Below are 18866 nucleotides of genomic sequence, written 5' to 3'. Positions count from 1 at the left end.
ATAGCATGAAATGTAATAAAATATGTGGACGTCTGTGTGTGGAATTAAAGGGTCACCTCGCATCTCCTTTGTCGATCAGCTCAGGCGAGCAGGAGGAAACAGATGCAGATGTGATCCTGGATGAGAGAGGATTTCCTATGATTCCCGGGAGTTCACTGGCAGGTGTGCTGCTTGATTATAGCAGAGAATTCGAATCAGAGAAGGAATTGAGCAGACTCTTTGGCATGCAGGAAGAACGGAAACATGGCACGCAGAGCGATAGGCAGAGCCGGGTCTTCTGCTATGATACTATTTTAGAAAATGCCAATGCAGGTATCCGTGACGGCGTAAAGCTTGGTGAGAATAAAACACCGGAACAACACTCCAAATATGAGATGCAGATCGTTGAACGGGATGCTGATTTTCGGATGCGTATTGAAATCATACAGCGTCAGGAGTGTCTGGCAGAGGGGTGTACCATTGAGGAAGCCTGGAACTTGGATATGCTTCGGATCAGGCGGTGGTTTCAGGGATTTCAAACGGGAGAACTTCGGATAGGCGGAAAAGCAAACAGAGGATACGGAAAGCTGGACATTGAAAGTGCGAGAATCAAAAAGTTTTATATGGAAGATGCGAAAGAGTATCGGAAATGGCTGGACTGGCACTGGGATGATACAGATGCCTTTGCAGAAGCAGAAAGCGTAGAATTGATCAATGCTGCAGATGAACATGCAAGAACGGAACATGTCCTTGAGGTTCCGCTTCATATTCCGTATACACTTTTGGTGAGATCCTACAGTACTGCATTTACGAAAAAGGACAGCCTTCCGGATTATGGCCAGCTGACGGCAAATGGTGAAGGAGAGCAGGCGGTGATCCCTGGAACCAGTCTGGCCGGGGCTTTCCGCAGTCAGATCGCAAAAAGTGTGAACAGGATTGCTCATCTGAATAGCTGGGAGGCGGCACAGAAGAAACTGGAACCTTTTTTCGGAACATGGGTTACTAAGCAGAATCATGAGGAGGATTTACTGCCGTCAAAAATCATATTTGAGGAAATGAAGATTGATGGGGGACATGGATTAACGATGACGAGAAATGCAATTGACCGTTTTACAGGAGGAACTGTAGAAGGCGCACTTTTTGAAGAGACCCCATGGGCGGGCGGCAGCGCTTTGCTGCGTATTCGATGGAAAAAAGAAAACAGAGACCACGACGCAATCTGCGGACTGCTCTTATGGGCAGTTATGGATCTGTTGTACGGTATTTTGCCGATCGGCGGGGAAACAGCGATCGGCCGGGGAATTTTCTGCGGAGCGGACGGGAAGATGCCTGATATCCAGTTAGACGGAAATACCCTGGATGAGAAGAAAAAAGAAGAGTACATGAGGGCAGCAGCTATGTGGTGTAAGGGGGAGAAAAATGGAACGGCAGAAAGATAAGTTAACCGAATATTATGAAGCGAAAAAGTGCGGTTCCGTACAGGAGATAGAAGACTGCGTAAAGAAATTATTTACAGATAAGTTTACCGATAAGGTATGGCTTTATGCAGTTCTGGATTATGCGGTTGTTTTCGGGATCTATGAAAACGGCAGTTTTATGATTCATCCGGACAATACTGTAGATCTGGTCCCGCTGGAATGGGAATATATTCAGGAGCTCCGTATTTTTAACAGAACCGGGGAATTACGGCTGGTTCCGCTGGAAGGACAGTGGGTCCGAAGATACCGGGGCTGTCTGAATGATGCGGAAATAACTTCAAAAAGCGATTCAAAAACTCTGTCAAAAAGGCAGCAGGAGTACAATGTTGACGAGTATGATGTAGATGAGTATCAGAAGATCTGGGGTGAGGTCAAACATAACCAAACCGTAGGTTCCACATGCTGGAGCCAGTTAAGATCTGAAAGAGGCACATGTATATGGATACCAGTGGAGATGGAACGACAGCAAAAGGCAGCTATCCGCGTGAGGAAGTTTATGCGCATCCCTAAGGCTGATGATAAGGAACTGGTATATCAGACTGATATCCGTATGGTAGATTTTTGCCGTTGGGATAGCGATGACGATAAGGAGGGTGATCAAATTGGGTAAAATATATGTACACGAAGATTTTGAGGCACGATTTGTAAATCCCTATAATTTCATACCTTTGGGAGAAAAGTGCCAAAGAGAGAAACCGGAAATAGATGAGAATGACTGCTATACCGGATATTTTGAATGCAGCATGAAACTGCTGACACCACTGTTTATACCAAATACATCCTCGTCAGTAAGACTTCTTCAAAAAGAGGAGGCAGAAGAAGGAGAGAAAACCGGGAAAAAGTATGCAGGATATGATTTTTTCTCATATGAAGACTATTCGAATGAAGAGCCTTATCAGGACAAAATGCCATTACCTCCATCTGCACCAGTGATTCCGGGCAGTGAACTTAGGGGAGCAATAAGAAGCGTATATGAGGCGGCTTTTAATGGATGCATGTCAACAGTGGATGGGAATAGAGATTTATCAAGAAGATGTGCGGAGATTAAGAACCCGGGGGTTTTATACTGGGATAAGGAGCAGAAGGCCTGGTATTTGAAAAAGTGTAGTAAAGTAAGAATGCGTGTGGAACAACCTGTTGAAGAAACAAATGACAGTGGGATTTTGTTGAAAAGAGATGACTTTGATAAATTAGAAGAAGGAGAAAAGATATATTTCAAAAAGGATGACAATTACAAAGTTACAGAGTATAAGTTGGATAAAAATTTAGGAAAACAGACACCCCCCAAAGGCTTTAAAACAGGTTATCTTCATAAGGGGGAATACATAAAAGATAAGAAATATGAATCGATTTTTTTTGAAACTGATAATGATAAAAAGAATGATCCGATACCAGTTCTAGTGGAGGATATTGAGTTATTTAAAAAAGTATGGACTGAATATAGAAATGAAAAAAAGAATGGAAAAGAAAAAGAGAGAGATTGGTACAAAGATTTCGAGTTAAAGACGGATGGAGCATGGAATTTCGTATATTATTCTATGGATGATAATGGACATATTTATCTGTGGCCTGCTTGTATAGGAAGAGAGTCATTCCGTAAGAAAATAGAAAATCTGCTAAAAAACAATGGGGGATATCAGCCCTGCAGTGATGAAAATTTATGTCCAGCCTGTCAGATATTTGGGATGCTGGATAAGACAGAGAAGTCAGGAACATATGCTTATGGTTCCAAGGTTAGAATCACAGATGCTACGTTGATTCATCCCGTAAGAAACAGTAGTTCTCTGTTTGAAAAACCTATCGTTTTACCGGAGATGGGTGAGCCTCGTCCAAGTGCAGTAGAGTTCTACACGATCTCCCCTTATGAGGAAAATGAGAAAAGAAAAAAGCAGGGATATTGGACGTATGATTATAAGTGTCAAAAAGGAGCCAGAAACAGGGATGATAGAATCAATCTAAATCAAAACCAGCCCAGACTGCGGGGACGCAAATATTACTGGCACAGTGCTGTAGATTTAAAGAAATTTGAAGAAAATCGGGTCAGTGCGATGCAGCAAAGAATACGCCCTCTAAAACCAAGTGACAAGTCTGGTATGCGATCAACATTCCGGTTCAGGGTATATTTTGAACAACTGAATAAAAGGCAATTAGAGCAGTTAAAATGGTCGCTTGACTTTGGTGATCCAAATTGCGCCCATAAGATTGGAAGAGGAAAACCATTGGGATTCGGGAGTGTGCAGATTAACGTTGAGAGTCTGTGCATAAGGAATATTGATGAAGAGACGGGAAAATGGGAGATCATTTCAATAGGAGAGCATGGCGAAGAAAGCTATGGCGAATTCTTTGGAGTGTCAGACTTCTCCATTGAGGAAATTCCAGAAGAACTGAAAATCATGGCTAATTGGGAGAAGAAGCCTGAGAATGTATGTTATCCGCAGGGAGAGGATGAGTCAGATGCAGGGAAGGTTAATGGAAATGCTTCTCACCAATGGTTCAGGCTAAACAAGACGAAACGGGATCAGTTAAATTCTCTAGGGGATACAAGCATAGATAACTTTAGGCACAATTTTTCTAAGGTTCTGCCTACCGTTCAGGAGGATGCGGATGAAAAGCTGAAAAAGGAGAAAGCATTATACAGACTTGTAGAAAAGGAAAAGGAAGATAAGACGAAAAAGTTTGGTGCGAATGTGAAGCGAACATAAAATTACTGGGGGATTCGCACCTGGAAAATGTCCGGAAAGGGGGGATAAATTGAAAAACATTAGGGATTTTGGTTGCATTAAAGAGGAAAAAAGGATAGAATTTATAAAAATGGTGGAAATTTAGAAGGAAAACTTGTGCAGATTTGCTGAAGTCACTCACGCGTAGGGTGTGGATTGAAATTATTGATTTCTTCTGCATCTGCCTCCGGTTTCAGGAAGTCACTCACGCGTAGGGTGTGGATTGAAATAATTGCAAAGTTTGCAAATATTACTGGATTAGCAGGAAGTCACTCACGCGTAGGGTGTGGATTGAAATTCATAAGTATCTTCTATATCAGGATGAACCCATATGAAGTCACTCACGCGTAGGGTGTGGATTGAAATTGCCGCATCGTCATAAGAACTTTGATTCTCAAACGAAGTCACTCACGCGTAGGGTGTGGATTGAAATTCTGTTAGCAAGACCAACAAATATTTTTCGGATCGAAGTCACTCACGCGTAGGGTGTGGATTGAAATTCTTGTAATCTACCATGAGATGATTTATAATAAGAAGTCACTCACGCGTAGGGTGTGGATTGAAATGCAATCTCAATTCCGTATTCCATAATAGTCACAGAAGTCACTCACGCGTAGGGTGTGGATTGAAATATAAAAAGTCAATCCTAAAGACTAGAAAAGGAACCGAAGTCACTCACGCGTAGGGTGTGGATTGAAATTTTGCTGGATTGATAGCTTGCTATCCAGCTTTCTCGAAGTCACTCACGCGTAGGGTGTGGATTGAAATTCCATCTGGTGAACTACAACCTTCAGGCTGTAGGGAAGTCACTCACGCGTAGAGTGTGGATTGAATTTTTTTGGAGTATCTTCCAGCAACGTCTGCTTTTTGAAGTCACCCACTCGTAGAGTGCAGATTGAAATCTTTGCGTAGCATAAACTGCATTCCCAGATAACCAAAGTCCTTCCCGTCCAATTTTCACATTTCAAAAATTATGCCATGCTAATAAGAAGATACACAATACATCTATAGCGACATAAAACGATATGAGCAGATATAATAAACGCTATATCGTTATTTTTACCCTCATATCTGTCACGCAAGCAGTGGCAGATACCCTTGCCAACGTAAGGTAAAGCCCGTACTTTCCTCATGTTGACAAGTATAATAGTAGTAAAATTCAAAATCACAGGAGCCCTATATGATAGGAATATACGATTGCTTTGGTTATGGTCAAGGTTATGATGTCCCTTTTGAAGAAAGATATAAATTGATCAAACAAGCAGGTTTTGATTGTGTGATGCTCTGGTGGAGCGATCAATTTGGCAGAGGCGCAGGTTATCAGGAAGACGTCCATTTTGCAAGGAATGCAGGATTACATATAGAAAACATCCATACCCCAGTCCATGAACAAAACTGTTTATCTTTGGACAATTTGGATGGAGAAAATGTATTTCAGTCCTATTTGCAATGTATAAAGGACTGCTTCGAATATAAGATATCAACGATGGTGATTCATTTACCGGACGATGCCCATCCTGTCAATCGTTTAGGGCTCAAAAGATTAGAAAAGATGATCTATGAGGCCGAAAGGCTGGATGTTCAGATTGCCTTCGAAAATCTGGGTAATCTTCAAAATTTAGCCCTGGTATTAGATACTTTTCCATCACAGAATGCAGGGTTTTGTTATGACAGCTGTCACCATATAAACTTTGCTCCGAGAGAAGACTTACTGGAACGATATGGAAACCGGCTGATGGCGTTACATTTGCATGATAATGGTGGAAAATGCAATCAACACCAACTGCCTTTTGATGGTAATATAGATTGGACTGATATCATGAAAAAAATAGCATATACGGGATATCAGGGGGCTGTAACCTTAGAGCCGATGAATTGGGATTATGAAAATCTGACGATCCACCAATTCTTAGATTTGGCATATCAAAAAGCAAAAAGACTAGTACATCGTTGATTACCGCATTACCTGTGTAACGATGTACCAGATGAAATGAGATCGGTATAACTATTTGCCTATACAAGCTACAAAATACAAGATAATCCGGGGAGAGTATTAAAACATGCGCCGTGTGGTAAGTGAGGAGGAAATTGAGTCCATTTTAAATGAAAATAAATTGATCAACAGTGAGAATCAATTGCGCAGACTCCCTGTGGATCATGAGAAAAACCTTCTGGAGAGAGTCCGTCTGGGGAAATACAGGGAGATCAGAATTGCCGATTTTGATGAGCTGGATTCCTACATGGGGATGAGCACAAAAGACAAGTTCCGTAAGTTTGAGTATACAACCGTTGCGTCCAATGCGATGTGTACGAGGGCTGCGATCGAGGGCGGGCTGCCTCCGGATGAGGCTTATGATATCAGCGAGGCGATGCTGCAGCGTCTGGAAAATGCAAAAACAATCGAAGAAGTACACGATATCATGGAATTGACGGCAGTCATCCTTGCTCATGAAGTGCAGAAAAACAAGCATAAAAAGAGCTCTTATGTGTTGGAACAGTGTAAGAATTATATCAGCAGGAACATTTTCAGCAGGATCTATTTAAAAGAAATAGCCGGGTATGTAGGTATGAATCCTTCCTACCTGTCACGTCTTTTTTCGGAAAAAGAGGGAATCACGATCCAGCAGTATATTCAGCGGGAGAAGACAAGGACAGCCTGCAACCTATTGAAGTATTCGGACAGGTCCATTGCTGATATTGCACAGTACATGGGATTCCAGTCACAGAGCAGCTTTACGAAAGTGTTCAAGAGATGGCAGAATATGAGCCCTCTAGAATACCGGAATCAAAATTACCAGGATCAGTTTACCAAGTAAGCCGACCCTGGTTTTTCCATGAGCAGAGGAGCAGTATTGTCATCAAAGCTTATTTCATCTCTGTTCTTTTATAAACCTGATATAATATCGGTTGTAAAAGGAAGCAAATGACCGCATAAACCGGTAAAATCACCGTTGCAGAGGTCATGCCCTTCCATCTAATGCTAATAAACCGAAATGAACTTTAATGGAATACGCAAAAAACGTACAGAAAGGAGAAGTGTGTGACCTCTTCTAATAATTATGCAAGATTTGTACAACTTTTTTGTTTAGTTATTTGTTTTTATATGTATTAATTCCGAATCTTTTCATATACTATTTAGAGAATAATCAAAAATATTCCATTATCAGAACATTTGTTCTTGATTTCCTATTGACATTTCTCTCAAATTTGCTATAATATAACTAGCTCATCTACCAGTTGTAGAAGGAGTTCCTAAAAGCGTTTCACGATTGTGAGGCGCTTTTTGCTTGATATTTTTTTCGATATTCCCCATACTTAACTAACTTTTTTCTTAACGCATGATCATAGTGAAAATAAAATGCTGTAATAAGTAGACAATATTTTTCTCTTTTTTCTACCACAACCATATATCGTTCTTCTTCGAGTAAGATGTGAACTCTAGGATTTCCACGATAATCTTCTTCCCATACTTTAACTCCTTCACACTCTCCACATTCATCTAAATTACATTTATAATTTTCTATAAATTTTCTAACCCATTTTATGCGTTCACATCTTCTAAAATCGGGGACTCTTTCACCATCTTTTTTATAATCCTGACATGTAACATGATAAAAGCCTTCCTCCCGACCATATTCTATAGGGTTATATCGTATTTTTACTCTTTTCCCTTCTAACAGGGGGTACGTTTTTTTGAAATCATTACAAAATATTCTATAGATTGTATCCTGATATTCATCCCATGAATTGTAATCCTCATAAAAGACCATTTTGGGCAACCACTTACACTCCATTTATAACACTCCTATCTAGCATCCCAAACAAAAATATTAAACTTATCCTCTTTGTACAAAGTAGACTTTTTCAAACTATACCCACTTCTTTCTTTTATCAAATCAATCAATTCCATTTTTGTGCTGCTTTTTTTAAATTCATCTGGGAACAGTCTATTTTGATAACCCACTGCACCTATTAGGATATCCACAATCTGCATAATTTGCACTTCATTTGATCTAATTGGCTGTATTCTTCGTATGATTCTCCCCGAAAAATCATATATATTATTACTACATATCTCCTTTAACTTTTTTGCCTTTTTATATGAATTTGTATCTTTAATGTCAATATAAACTTCATATCTATCTTGGGGAGCAAAAATAAACTTAAGCATATCAAAATACATCTTATAATACCAATCATCGTGTGTTTGGTTAAAACGAGTATGGTCTAATTGCTGCTTATCCGGAACTATTAAACACCGAAAATGTAAATCAGCGCAGTCAAAAAAGTAATTCAATAATTCAATGTATACTTCTTTTTTCGCCGGGCCTATTTTGGTCCACTTTAATTCTGCCATCGGTAAGATCTGATGCTTCGCTTTTATTTTTCTGATTCTATCAGAGATTTCTTTAAGTTTTACTTGCGGACACCATATCGCCCCTAATACCATATCGTTTATACCATCATTTTCCAAATGACAGCTTTCGTCGCAATAAATATTATATAAGGTATTCATATAAACGCCTCCTTGTCAAAACATTATATCATAAATTATACTCAAACCCAACCAGTAAAAAATCGGTGTCAGAAATCAAATTTCAAACCTTAACTTTTAAAATGGTAGTCAATATGTAATGGAAAGAGGGACTCTGAAATAGTCAAATATTGGTGTAATCCGCAAGTTTACAAAAAGGGGCCAATTGTATATGGAATGCATATATCGAAGTAGTAATAATTACAATAATTTAGCGCGGTATTATAATACTTAAAATGCGCCAGAAATAGTAAGCTGCTGTTATCATATGATCAAGGTTCTTTCACAAGAAAATCAAAAAGTAAAAATAAGACTAAAAAAGTAAAACCTGATAAAGATACAACCCGGTTTCCTGTGGTATAAATAATTACAACAAAGGTACGGTGAGCCAAAGCCGGCCCGGGAAGGCCTGGTCACTGTTTTGTGGTTATTCAGAATGTTTTCAAACAAAGATAAAAAAGGAGACTGAAAATGAGTGAGGGAAAGAAAAAGAGAAATACGTTTCTAAACGGAATTCTGTGGTCGGCGAAGGGAATAGGAACCAATGTGCCAAACACATTGATCGTAACTTATTTATCCTTTTATGCAACAGACGTACTGGGAATGAAGGCTGCGCTGGTGGCAACGATTCTATTACTGACAAAGTTATTTGACGGTGTGACAGATCTGATTTCAGGATTTATAGTTGATAATACGCACACGAAATGGGGAAAAGGACGTCCTTATGATATCTGCATCGCATTCATCGGATTATTTACCGTACTGCTGTTCTCTGCCCCAAAGACAGGAACCGTGGTTCAGGTGATCTGGCTGACTGTTATGTATATCCTTCTCCAGGCAGTGTTTGTTACCTTGTTAAATACAGCGGACAGCGTATATCTGCTCCGCGCATTTCCAGAGGAGCGGGAACGGAATAATACATACAGTATCAGTACGATCTTCGGACAGGTGATCAGCATCACGATCGGTGTGATTCTTCCTGTTATGATTGCTTCTGCAGGGACAGATCATGCTGAATGGACCAAAGTCGTGCTGATCGTCACAGTGCCTTGTACGATAATCGGGATGCTGCGTTTCTTCTTTATCAAAGAAGTACATGTAGATGCACCGGTCCCAAAAACAGAGAAAAAAGAGAAAAAGAAAAATTCAGAACATGTGGGCTTAAAGGATGGCGCGAAAGCGATTGCTCAGAATAAATATATTTTGATTCTTGCATTGGGGATCTTCATTATTGTGATCAGCAGCGGCCTTCTGAATTCATCAACAGCATATTATTTTCAGTATATCGTAGGAGATATGAATAAGATGGCAGTTGCCTCCATGGGAACCTATGCATCCCTGTTGATGCTGGTCATCTTTGTTCCGCTGGCTAATAAGTTTGGGAAAAGTAATATTTTAAAATTCGGGATGATTGTTGCAGTAATCGGGAATCTGATCCGCTGGTTCGGTGGAACTAATATTATCACGATTACGATCGGAATGGCTATGCTGATGTTTGGGGTCATGCCGCTGACATTATATTTCCCATTGTATCTGTTCGATATCATGGATTACGGTGAGTGGAAGACAGGAAAACGTGTGGAAGGGCTGTATGCCGCATTCCCGACGTTTGCCAATAAAGTGGCGAGCGGTCTGTCCGTATCACTGGGGATGTTCATACTGGGGGCAGCAGGATATGACGGAAAGGCAGCAGTCCAGACAGGATCTGCATTGACGGCAATTGAATTTTGCTACAACGCTCTGCCGACAATTTTGTTAGTTATTATGACATTACTTCTGATCTTCTTTTATAATATTGATAAAAAGATGCCAACAGTAAAGGCAGAACTGGCAGACAAACGTGCAAAAGCGGAATCAGAAACAGCGAAAGCAGAATAGGTACAGGAATGACAGGACGAAAAGAGAGGACGTTTGTATGGAAGAGAAAATAGAAGCCCTGATTTCCAGTATGACTCTGGAAGAGAAGGTGGGGCAGTTAAGACAGTGCGGCCCGTCACTTGTGGGGGCATTTGACGTCAGTTTTGAAGAACTGGTGAATATGGTATATGATGGAAGGATCAGTAAGGCAGAGTTTGATCAGATGCTCAGTACCGCAAGACAGGATTATCATGAAGAAGATTTAAGAGCCGGAAAAATCGGCTCTTACAACGGAATCTCAGATGCCGGAACAGTTAACCGTCTGCAGCGGATTGCCGTGGAAGAGACGAGGCTGGGAATTCCGCTTCTGTTCGGATACGATGTGGTGCATGGATACCGCACGGTAACTCCCATTCCTTTGGCAGAGAGCTGCGCGTGGGATCCGGGGCTGTGGGAGGAAACAGCACGGATCTCCGCTCAGGAGGCATGCGCCGGAGGCATCCATATGACGTTTGCACCCATGGTGGATGTCTCCAAAGACGCCAGATGGGGCAGGATCAGTGAAAGCGCCGGGGAAGATGCGTATCTGAATTCCATGTATGGAGCGGCTAAGGTAAAGGGATTTCAGGGAACCAGCCTGAAAGAGCCGGGGACGCTGGCGGCCTGTGTGAAACATTTTGCCGCATATGGAGCAGTGGAATCCGGCAGGGATTATAACCGGGTCGATCTGTCCGGGCAGAAGCTGTACGAAGAATATCTTCCTCCTTATGAGGCATGTATCAGGGCAGGGGCAAGGGCTGTCATGCCTGCGTTTAACGATTTAAGCGGCGTGCCCTGCACTGCAAATGACTGGCTGCTTCGAAAGGTACTGCGGGAGGACTGGGGCTTTGACGGGATGACCGTCAGCGATGCCAATGCGATCGCGGAGTGTGTGGAGCATGGGATCGTGGCAGACCGAAAGGCTGCGGCGGCAAAGGCACTGCTGTCCGGAGTGGATATGGATATGACTTCGGACTGCTACGGTCAATACCTGGCAGAGCTTGTCAGAGAAGGCACTGTGCCGGAGGAAGTGCTGGATGAGGCAGTCGCTGACATTTTGCGGATCAAAATGGAACTGGGGCTGTTTGAACATCCTTACCGGACAGATGAAGAGAAGGAAGAAAGAACCCTCTTAAAGCCGGAATTCAGGGATGTGGCACGAAAGGCGGCAGAGGAATCTATGGTGCTTTTGAAAAATGAAGGAGTCCTTCCCTTAAGGGAAGGCAGCAGGATCGCTGTTGTCGGAGAACTTGCCGGGTTTCGGGGAGAGATGACCGGGACCTGGGCAGTTAAGGCTGTGGACGAGGATTGTGTCAGCATTGTGGATGCCTGTGAAGCATGGCAGATTCCCTATCAATATTTTACAGAGGATGAGATTCTGGGGTGTGAAGATATAGAAGCATTGCTGAGAGATTCGGATGTGATCGTGGCTGCAGTGGGAGAACGAAAAGGAGAAAGCGGCGAAGCGGCAAGCCGGGCTGACCTCTCTCTTTCTAAGATACATCAGAAGGTACTGCGAAAATTGGTAGAGACAGAGAAACCAGTTGCGGCAGTCCTCTTTAACGGCCGCCCCCTTGCTATCCCGTGGATGAAGGAAGAGATACCGGCGATACTGGAGGCGTGGCATCCGGGCGTGGAGGCAGGAAATGCAATCCTGAATCTGTTGTTCGGCAGAGTCAATCCGTCCGGGAAACTGACGGCAACATTTCCTCAGCATAGCGGACAGTGCCCCATGTATTATGATCATATTAAGACGGGAAGACCCGCAGGCAGGAGCAGGTTTACTTCTAAATATCTGGATGTGCCATCCGGGCCTGTATACCCGTTCGGGTTTGGGCTGAGCTATACCACCTATGCGTACACACAGATGGAGGTCAAGGAGCAGGGAGACACGATTCTGATCTCTTCGACAGTGCAGAATACCGGGGAAATGGACGGTACGGAGATTGTCCAGTGCTATATGCATGATCCTGTGGCACAGCGGGTGCGCCCGGTGAAAAAGCTGCTGGATTTTGCCCGTGTGTCGTTGAAATCCGGGGAGAGCAGGGAAGTTACCTTCCGGATCGCAAAGGAAAAACTGGGATATTATGATCAGCAGATGAACTATCTTGTGGAAGATGGAGTCTATGAATTTTATGTCGGCGGTAACTCAGAGGACTGTCTAAAACAAGAGATTCAGATCGGAAAATAAGTGGTAGCTGTTTATGCTTCAAACAGTGATCCAAACAGGTAAAATAGGAGAGAAATATATGCTGCGAGTGTATGATTTGAGAACAGAATATTTAACAGACCCTGTCGGAGTCGATGCGGCACAGCCGCGTCTGAGCTGGAAACTGGAAAGTGACAGGCAGGGCGTCTTCCAGAAAAGCTACCGCATCCGGGCTGTTACAGATGGAGAGATCATCTGGGACAGCGGTGTGGTAAATTCCGGGGAAAATCTTCGGATCCGGTACAAGGGAAGCCCTCTGGAAAGCCGTCAGTGTGTATCGTGGAGCGTTCTGGTTTGTGCAGTGGACGAAAAGGGGCAGACAGAAGAGGCCAAAAGCCAGTCTGCCTTTTTTGAAATGGGACTTCTAAAGAGGGAGGACTGGAAAGCAAAATGGATCGAGCCGGAGAACGAAGTGGATCCGGAGGCGAAGAAGCCGTCCCCCTATCTAAGGAAGGAATTCGAGGTAAAACCAGGACTTAGAAAGGCGAAAATCTATCAGACGGCACATGGACTGTATGAATGCTGGTTCAACGGGATCTGCCCGACAGAAGAAAAATTCAAGCCGGGACTGACCAGCTATTATTACAGAATACAGTATCAGACCGCGGATATCACGGACAGCCTGAAAGAAGGAACGAACTGCTGGGCGGTCATGCTGGGAGACGGCTGGTGGAGAGGGACGACCGGAGGCACCGTAAAGAATAATTTTGGATATAAGCTGCATTATTTCGGACAGATCGAATTGACCTATGAGGATGGGACGAGGGAAGTCATTGCAACAGATGACACGTTCCGGCACAGTACCGGTGCGCTTCTTGCATCCGATATGATGATGGGGGATCTTTACGATGCGCGTCTGGAACCGGAGGGCTGGAAGCTGGCAGGGTTCGATGACAGCAGCTGGGAGCTGGTTCATCTGACAGAGGAACATGCGGATGCAGAACTGATTCCATGCAGAGGCGTTCCGGTTCGTGAGATGGAAGCATTTCTTCCCAAAGAGCTGACCGATAAAAATGGAAAACGTATTCTGGACTTCGGTCAGAATCTTGCCGGATACGTGCGGATGAAGCTTAAGGATACCAGGCCCGGGCAGACCGTTCGGCTGATCCATGGCGAGGATATGAAGGAAGGATGCTTTACCCAGGCGAACATCAAACAGACAAGCATCAAGGTGGATGCATTCCAGGAAGTCACCTATATATGCAGGGGAGCAAAAATGGAAGAGTACTGCCCGCTGTTTTCTGTATTTGGATTCCGGTATGTATGTCTGGAAGGCTATGACAGGGAACTGGAGCCGGGAGACTTTACGGCTTATGCGGTGTATTCAGACATGCAGATAACAGGAGAGTTTACATGTTCTCATGAATTGATCAATCAGCTGGTTATGAACAGCCTCTGGAGTCAGAAAGGCAATTTCCTGGATGTTCCGGTGGACTGCCCGACAAGGGAGCGCAATGCCTGGACAGGTGACAACCAGATCTATGTGAAGACAGCATCCTATTTCATGGATGTGTATGCATTCTATGAGAAATGGCTACAGGACCAGACCATAGAGCAGTATGAAAGCGGAAAGGTGGGGATTACATTTCCCTCTACCAGCAGTGTGCACAACCGAAAAGAGCTGGAGCATATGAAACAAATCAATCCCTTAAGTGCACTTGCGGGACCGGACGGAAACGGCAGTATCGGAGAGGACTGTGCCGGCTGGGGAGACTCTGCGGCATGGATCCCGTATATGATCTATCTTAGTTACGGGGATGTTCAGATCCTGAAAAACCAATATCAGACAGCGAAAAAGTGGGTGGACTATATGCTTGTCTGTGCCAGGGATCATAACCCTCTGTATGAGGATCAGCCGCAGTACCATCATGTGAATGAGGACGGCGAACTGGATGCAGATTACATCTATGATACAAAAATGCATTACGGAGAATGGCAGGAGCCGATCCCGAAGGAGCCGCCCAAAGAAGGGGAAGTGACCTCCCTGGCAGATGTATTTGCAAAGATGATCCGTGAGGGAAAACCTAAGGTAGCTACTGCTTATATGTGTCGTTCCGCAGAAAATGTGGCGCACATGGCAGAAATTCTCGGGAAGGAAGAGGATGCCGGGAAGTACAGGCGGATCGCAGAGAAAATCCGTAAAGTATACGAAACCTATCTGATCGATGAGGATGGAGTCATCGAGCCGGGACATCAGGCAGCTTACGTCAGGGCACTGGCTATGAATCTGTGCTCCGGCGAAAAGAGAGAAAAGGTGATCCGGCAGCTGCTTGGGGAAATCGAAGCCAACGATTATAAGCTCAACACAGGATTTCTTTCTACCCCGTTTTTACTGCCGGTTCTGGCAGAGTGCGGATATCCGGAAATTGCGTTTCGGATCCTGGAACAGACGGAAAATCCGGGCTGGCTCCACGCAGTGGTTCTGGGGGCTACGACGATTCTGGAGAGCTGGGATGGCATGGACGTGCACGACGCATCATACAACCACTACAGCTACGGAGCAGTATGTGAGTTTTTATTTGGTTATGTGGGAGGAATCCGGTCGGATTTTGCCCATCCGGGATTCGAAGAATTTAAGCTGGAGCCGCTGATGGGCGGAAGTCTGACCGGGGCGAAGGCTGTATTTGAAAGCCAGTATGGAACGATCGTATCCGAATGGAAACGCGAGGGAGAAACGTGGGAATATCACTGTACGGTTCCGGTCAATACCAGGGCATACCTCACACTGCCGGATGGAAGAAAAACCGTGCTGGGAAGCGGAACGTATGAATTTACTTCCTGCAGAGTATGATCTAAGCTTCGGAAAAAACACACAGAGACGTATACAAGTTTATATAGATAGAGAAAGAATGGCAAAACAAAAAATGGAGGGTTTGAGATGACAGAAAAAGTATTACAGTCGGATCTGAAATGTGTTCCAATTCAGAAAATGGTATTTGAGAGAACATGCGGCGGTGTACCGGTGAATTCTTTTGAACCGAGGAATACTCCCGGAGAGCATGTGAGGGAGGACGGTGTCGTATATGTGAACGATATCTGCTACGGCGGGAAATATCCGAACAGCCATCTGGATATTTTTTATCTGGATACGGACAAAAAGAAGAAGCGTCCGACCGTCATCTACATCCATGGCGGCGGGATGATCTTTGGCGATAAGGTATCAGGAGATCCTTTGGCAGCAGGAAGCGGCAGAGATATCGACTTTTGTGTAGAAGTGGCAAAGAGGGGATACAATGTGGTTTCTCCCAATTATGCACTGGCGCCGGAGTACCGTTTCCCGGTGCAGCTTGAACAGGTAGATCAGATCCTTCAATATCTGACGGAGCATCAGGAACAGTATGGCCTGGACATGGAGCATGTATTCTTAGGCGGAGGCAGTGCAGGAGCCTGCCTGTCGGAGATCTACGGAGCGATGCTTGTAAATCCGGAATATGCAGAAAAGATCGGAGTCAGACCATCCATCCGAAAAGAGCAGATCACAGGTCTGCTGATCGATGAGGCGGCGCTGTCTGTCCGCCATTATGAGGAAAACATGAATGCCATATTTGGATGCTGGATGGGAGTGGATAAGCCGTCAGAAAAGGAAGAGATTGCGACTCTGCTGGATGCCACAAAGTGGATCAGGGATCGTTATTTTCCTACTTTTATTATCAGCAGTAATCTGGAGATCTGGTTTCAGGATTCCGCGGAGGATCTGGCAGCAGTTTTGGAAAAGAACAATACAGAATATGAATATTTTTTCAGAGGCCGGGAGTATGATGAACTGGAACACGGGTTTATGAAGAGATATAAGAATAATAAATATGCGAAAGAGTGCCTGGAGCAGATGCTAGAATTTATGGAGAAGCAATTGAGCTGAAAAGGCAGATAAAGAGGAGGACAAGATGTACGATAGATTTTATCCGGGGCAGATTTGGCTCGATACAGAGGGAAAACGTATACACGCGCATGGAGGTTCTGTGATTCAGGTTGGTGATACCTTCTACTGGTATGGCGAAAATAAAGACCATACGGCAGCCGGTAATGGAATCTGGACCTGGGGGGTACGCTGTTATAAATCAAAAGATCTATACAATTGGGAAGACTTAGGACTCATTATCCCGCCTGATCTTCAGGATGAGACCAGTCCTCTGAATCCTTATAAGGCCAAAATGGATCGTCCCCATATCATTTACAACAGGAAAACGAAGAAATATGTATGCTGGATCAAGGTTATGTATGAGGGAGATACGCAGCTTTCTTCCGTGCTGACAGCAGATCAGATCACAGGGCCATATACGATCGTTCACCAGGATTTTCAGCCGCTGTCCTTCCACGCAGGTGATTTTGATTTGGCAGTGGCAGAGGATGGCCGTGCGTATTATTATTTTGAGCGTGTGCATAGTGAGACAATATGTGCGGATCTGAATGATGAGTATACCGATGTAACGGGGTATTACTCGACGCATTTCCCGCATCATGAGGGAATTCCTTATGTGAGGGAGGCTACGGCTCATTTTTTCAGGCAGGGAAAGCATTATCTGATCACCAGTGGAACGACAGGATATCTTCCCAATCCGTCGGAAATTGCGGCAGCGGATACCTGGCATGGACCGTATACCGTGCTTGGCGATCCGCATGTGAATGATCCGTCAGATACGTCTTTTCATTCGCAGATCTCATCTGTATTTAAAGTACCGGGGAAGAGGGATTTATACATTGCTTTGGCAGACCGATGGATGCCAAACGCAATGAATTATTCTTATCATGAGTATAAGAAGATTTTCAGTGTGTTAAAAAATCCGGATGCACCAATGGAAGAAAAAATGAAAATGATAGAACTGGCGAAAGAAATTCAGGCTTTAGAGGATACATCCATTGCAGATTATGTATGGCTCCCGATTCTTTTCGAAGATGGGAAACCAGTGATTCAATGGATGGATGAGTGGAAGATAGAAGATTACGAGTAACAGTTTGGAACTGTCTGAACTGTTATGATTACGGATAAGGCAGGTTTGAAAGAGAGGGAAATTTTATGAAGACTTTTGAAATCGTATTAAGCGAAGAACGAAACGTAACGATGACGATGTATTTGAATCTGGAAAGTCCAGAATTCCATCACAGGAACCGTCCGCTGATCGTTGTACTTCCGGGCGGTGGATACAGTATGTGCTCAGACCGGGAGGCCGAAATTGTTGCACTTTCATATATGGCGGCGGGCTATCAGGCCTGTGTGCTCCGCTATACGTTAAAGGATAAAGCCGGATGGCCGTATCCGATCAATGATTATGATGAGGCATATGAGAAGATCGCAGAGAATGCGGAGGAATGGAGAATCGATATGAATCACGTGGCAACAGTTGGTTTTTCAGCAGGCGGACATCTGGCGGCGTGCACAGCCACCGTTGCGAAGCACAGGCCAAATGCAGCGATCCTGGTCTATGCCGCGATTAAAAAAGATATCGTAGACGCCTGCCAGCCGGGGATGCCTTATCCGGCGGAACATGTGGACGGGAATACTTCCCCTTGTTTTATCGTGGCATCAAGAGATGATTCTTTAGTAAATGTGTCCAATTCTTTAGAGTTTGGCCTTGCGTTAGAAAAGAACGGGATCAATTTTGAAACACATATCTATTCCTTTGGACAGCACGGATTTTCTGTTGCGACTCCTGTGATCACGACATCGGCGATTACACAGCGTGCTGCAAAGTGGGTACCAGACAGTATTACATGGCTGAATGAAATGATAGGGGAATTTACAGAGCATGGATTTCGTGAGCCGGTCCTATCAGCAAAAATAAATGGTAATTATGAGGAATTTCTTTCTGTAAACTGTACGTTAGGACACATGCTGAATCAGCCGGAGGAATCACAGAAAATCATTGAGGCATTACTTGAGGGGATCAAGGGAATTGCAGCAGAAAGAGGAATTGATTTCCTGAGCTTCTGCGCCGCAATCAGCGGATTTACGATCAAAGAATTACTGGCTTTGGTACAAACGCCAGAAGAGGGAATAAAGCAGATAGATGCTGCGCTAAGGACGATCCCGAATCGGAGAGAATAGCAGATTT

General features: G+C 44.0%; 13 protein-coding genes and 1 CRISPR repeat array. Of the genes, 11 read left to right on the top strand and 2 right to left on the bottom strand.

Annotated features, from left to right (window positions below; translation table 11 throughout):
* Nucleotides 1-5: 5 nt before the first annotated feature.
* The 5 genes from AC4OGX_RS00765 to AC4OGX_RS00745 all read left to right on the top strand — a co-directional run bounded on the left by AC4OGX_RS00765 (nucleotide 6) and on the right by AC4OGX_RS00745 (nucleotide 6993).
* Nucleotides 6-1418 carry an RAMP superfamily CRISPR-associated protein gene (locus tag AC4OGX_RS00765; RefSeq protein ID WP_493327883.1) on the top strand — a complete coding sequence of 471 codons (1413 nt, stop codon included), beginning with the start codon at nucleotides 6-8 and terminating at the stop codon, nucleotides 1416-1418.
* Nucleotides 1399-2067 (top strand): type III-D CRISPR-associated protein Csx19, encoded by a 669-nt coding sequence (csx19, locus tag AC4OGX_RS00760; protein WP_493327882.1) that lies wholly within the window; start codon nucleotides 1399-1401, stop codon nucleotides 2065-2067. The genes AC4OGX_RS00765 and csx19 overlap by 20 nt, the downstream gene beginning before the upstream one ends.
* Nucleotides 2060-4159 carry a TIGR03986 family type III CRISPR-associated RAMP protein gene (locus AC4OGX_RS00755; protein ID WP_493327881.1) on the top strand — a complete coding sequence of 700 codons (2100 nt, stop codon included), beginning with the start codon at nucleotides 2060-2062 and terminating at the stop codon, nucleotides 4157-4159. The genes csx19 and AC4OGX_RS00755 overlap by 8 nt, the downstream gene beginning before the upstream one ends.
* Before the next feature lie 148 nt (nucleotides 4160-4307).
* Nucleotides 4308-5079: direct repeats of the CRISPR family, unit length 33 nt; unit sequence GAAGTCACTCACGCGTAGGGTGTGGATTGAAAT.
* A 278-nt stretch (nucleotides 5080-5357) separates the two neighbouring features.
* Complete coding sequence (locus AC4OGX_RS00750) at nucleotides 5358-6131, top strand: sugar phosphate isomerase/epimerase family protein (protein WP_493327880.1); 774 nt, start codon at nucleotides 5358-5360, stop codon at nucleotides 6129-6131.
* Nucleotides 6132-6237: 106 nt separating this feature from the next.
* A complete protein-coding gene (locus tag AC4OGX_RS00745) occupies nucleotides 6238-6993 on the top strand; it encodes a helix-turn-helix domain-containing protein (protein WP_493327879.1) in 756 nt (251 codons plus the stop codon).
* Nucleotides 6994-7440: 447 nt separating this feature from the next.
* On the opposite strand, the gene AC4OGX_RS00740 is transcribed toward AC4OGX_RS00745, so the two are convergent.
* The gene (locus AC4OGX_RS00740) at nucleotides 7441-7971 is read right to left on the bottom strand and encodes a hypothetical protein (protein ID WP_493327878.1); all 531 of its coding nucleotides are present in this window, start codon (nucleotides 7969-7971) and stop codon (nucleotides 7441-7443) included.
* Between the two features lie 11 nt (nucleotides 7972-7982).
* Complete coding sequence (locus AC4OGX_RS00735; protein ID WP_493327877.1) at nucleotides 7983-8693, bottom strand: DUF3800 domain-containing protein; 711 nt, start codon at nucleotides 8691-8693, stop codon at nucleotides 7983-7985.
* A gap of 489 nt (nucleotides 8694-9182) precedes the next feature.
* On the opposite strand from AC4OGX_RS00735, the gene AC4OGX_RS00730 reads away from it, so the two are divergent.
* The 6 genes from AC4OGX_RS00730 to AC4OGX_RS00705 all read left to right on the top strand — a co-directional run bounded on the left by AC4OGX_RS00730 (nucleotide 9183) and on the right by AC4OGX_RS00705 (nucleotide 18859).
* Nucleotides 9183-10589 (top strand): MFS transporter, encoded by a 1407-nt coding sequence (locus AC4OGX_RS00730; RefSeq protein ID WP_493327876.1) that lies wholly within the window; start codon nucleotides 9183-9185, stop codon nucleotides 10587-10589.
* 37 nt (nucleotides 10590-10626) lie between these two features.
* On the top strand, nucleotides 10627-12798 hold the full coding sequence (locus tag AC4OGX_RS00725) for a glycoside hydrolase family 3 N-terminal domain-containing protein (RefSeq protein ID WP_493327875.1): 2172 nt from the start codon (nucleotides 10627-10629) through the stop codon (nucleotides 12796-12798).
* A 58-nt stretch (nucleotides 12799-12856) separates the two neighbouring features.
* Entirely contained in the window at nucleotides 12857-15607 is a 2751-nt protein-coding gene (locus AC4OGX_RS00720) for a family 78 glycoside hydrolase catalytic domain (protein ID WP_493327874.1), read from the top strand.
* A gap of 87 nt (nucleotides 15608-15694) precedes the next feature.
* Nucleotides 15695-16675: an alpha/beta hydrolase gene (locus AC4OGX_RS00715; protein ID WP_493327873.1), complete on the top strand. Its 981-nt coding sequence runs from the start codon at nucleotides 15695-15697 to the stop codon at nucleotides 16673-16675.
* Between the two features lie 25 nt (nucleotides 16676-16700).
* Complete coding sequence (locus tag AC4OGX_RS00710) at nucleotides 16701-17765, top strand: family 43 glycosylhydrolase (RefSeq protein WP_493327872.1); 1065 nt, start codon at nucleotides 16701-16703, stop codon at nucleotides 17763-17765.
* Between the two features lie 65 nt (nucleotides 17766-17830).
* Complete coding sequence (locus tag AC4OGX_RS00705; RefSeq protein WP_493327871.1) at nucleotides 17831-18859, top strand: alpha/beta hydrolase; 1029 nt, start codon at nucleotides 17831-17833, stop codon at nucleotides 18857-18859.
* Nucleotides 18860-18866: the final 7 nt, after the last annotated feature.

Source organism: Faecalicatena sp., from assembly GCF_058819085.1.
This window is presented reverse-complemented; position numbering and strand designations above follow the sequence as displayed.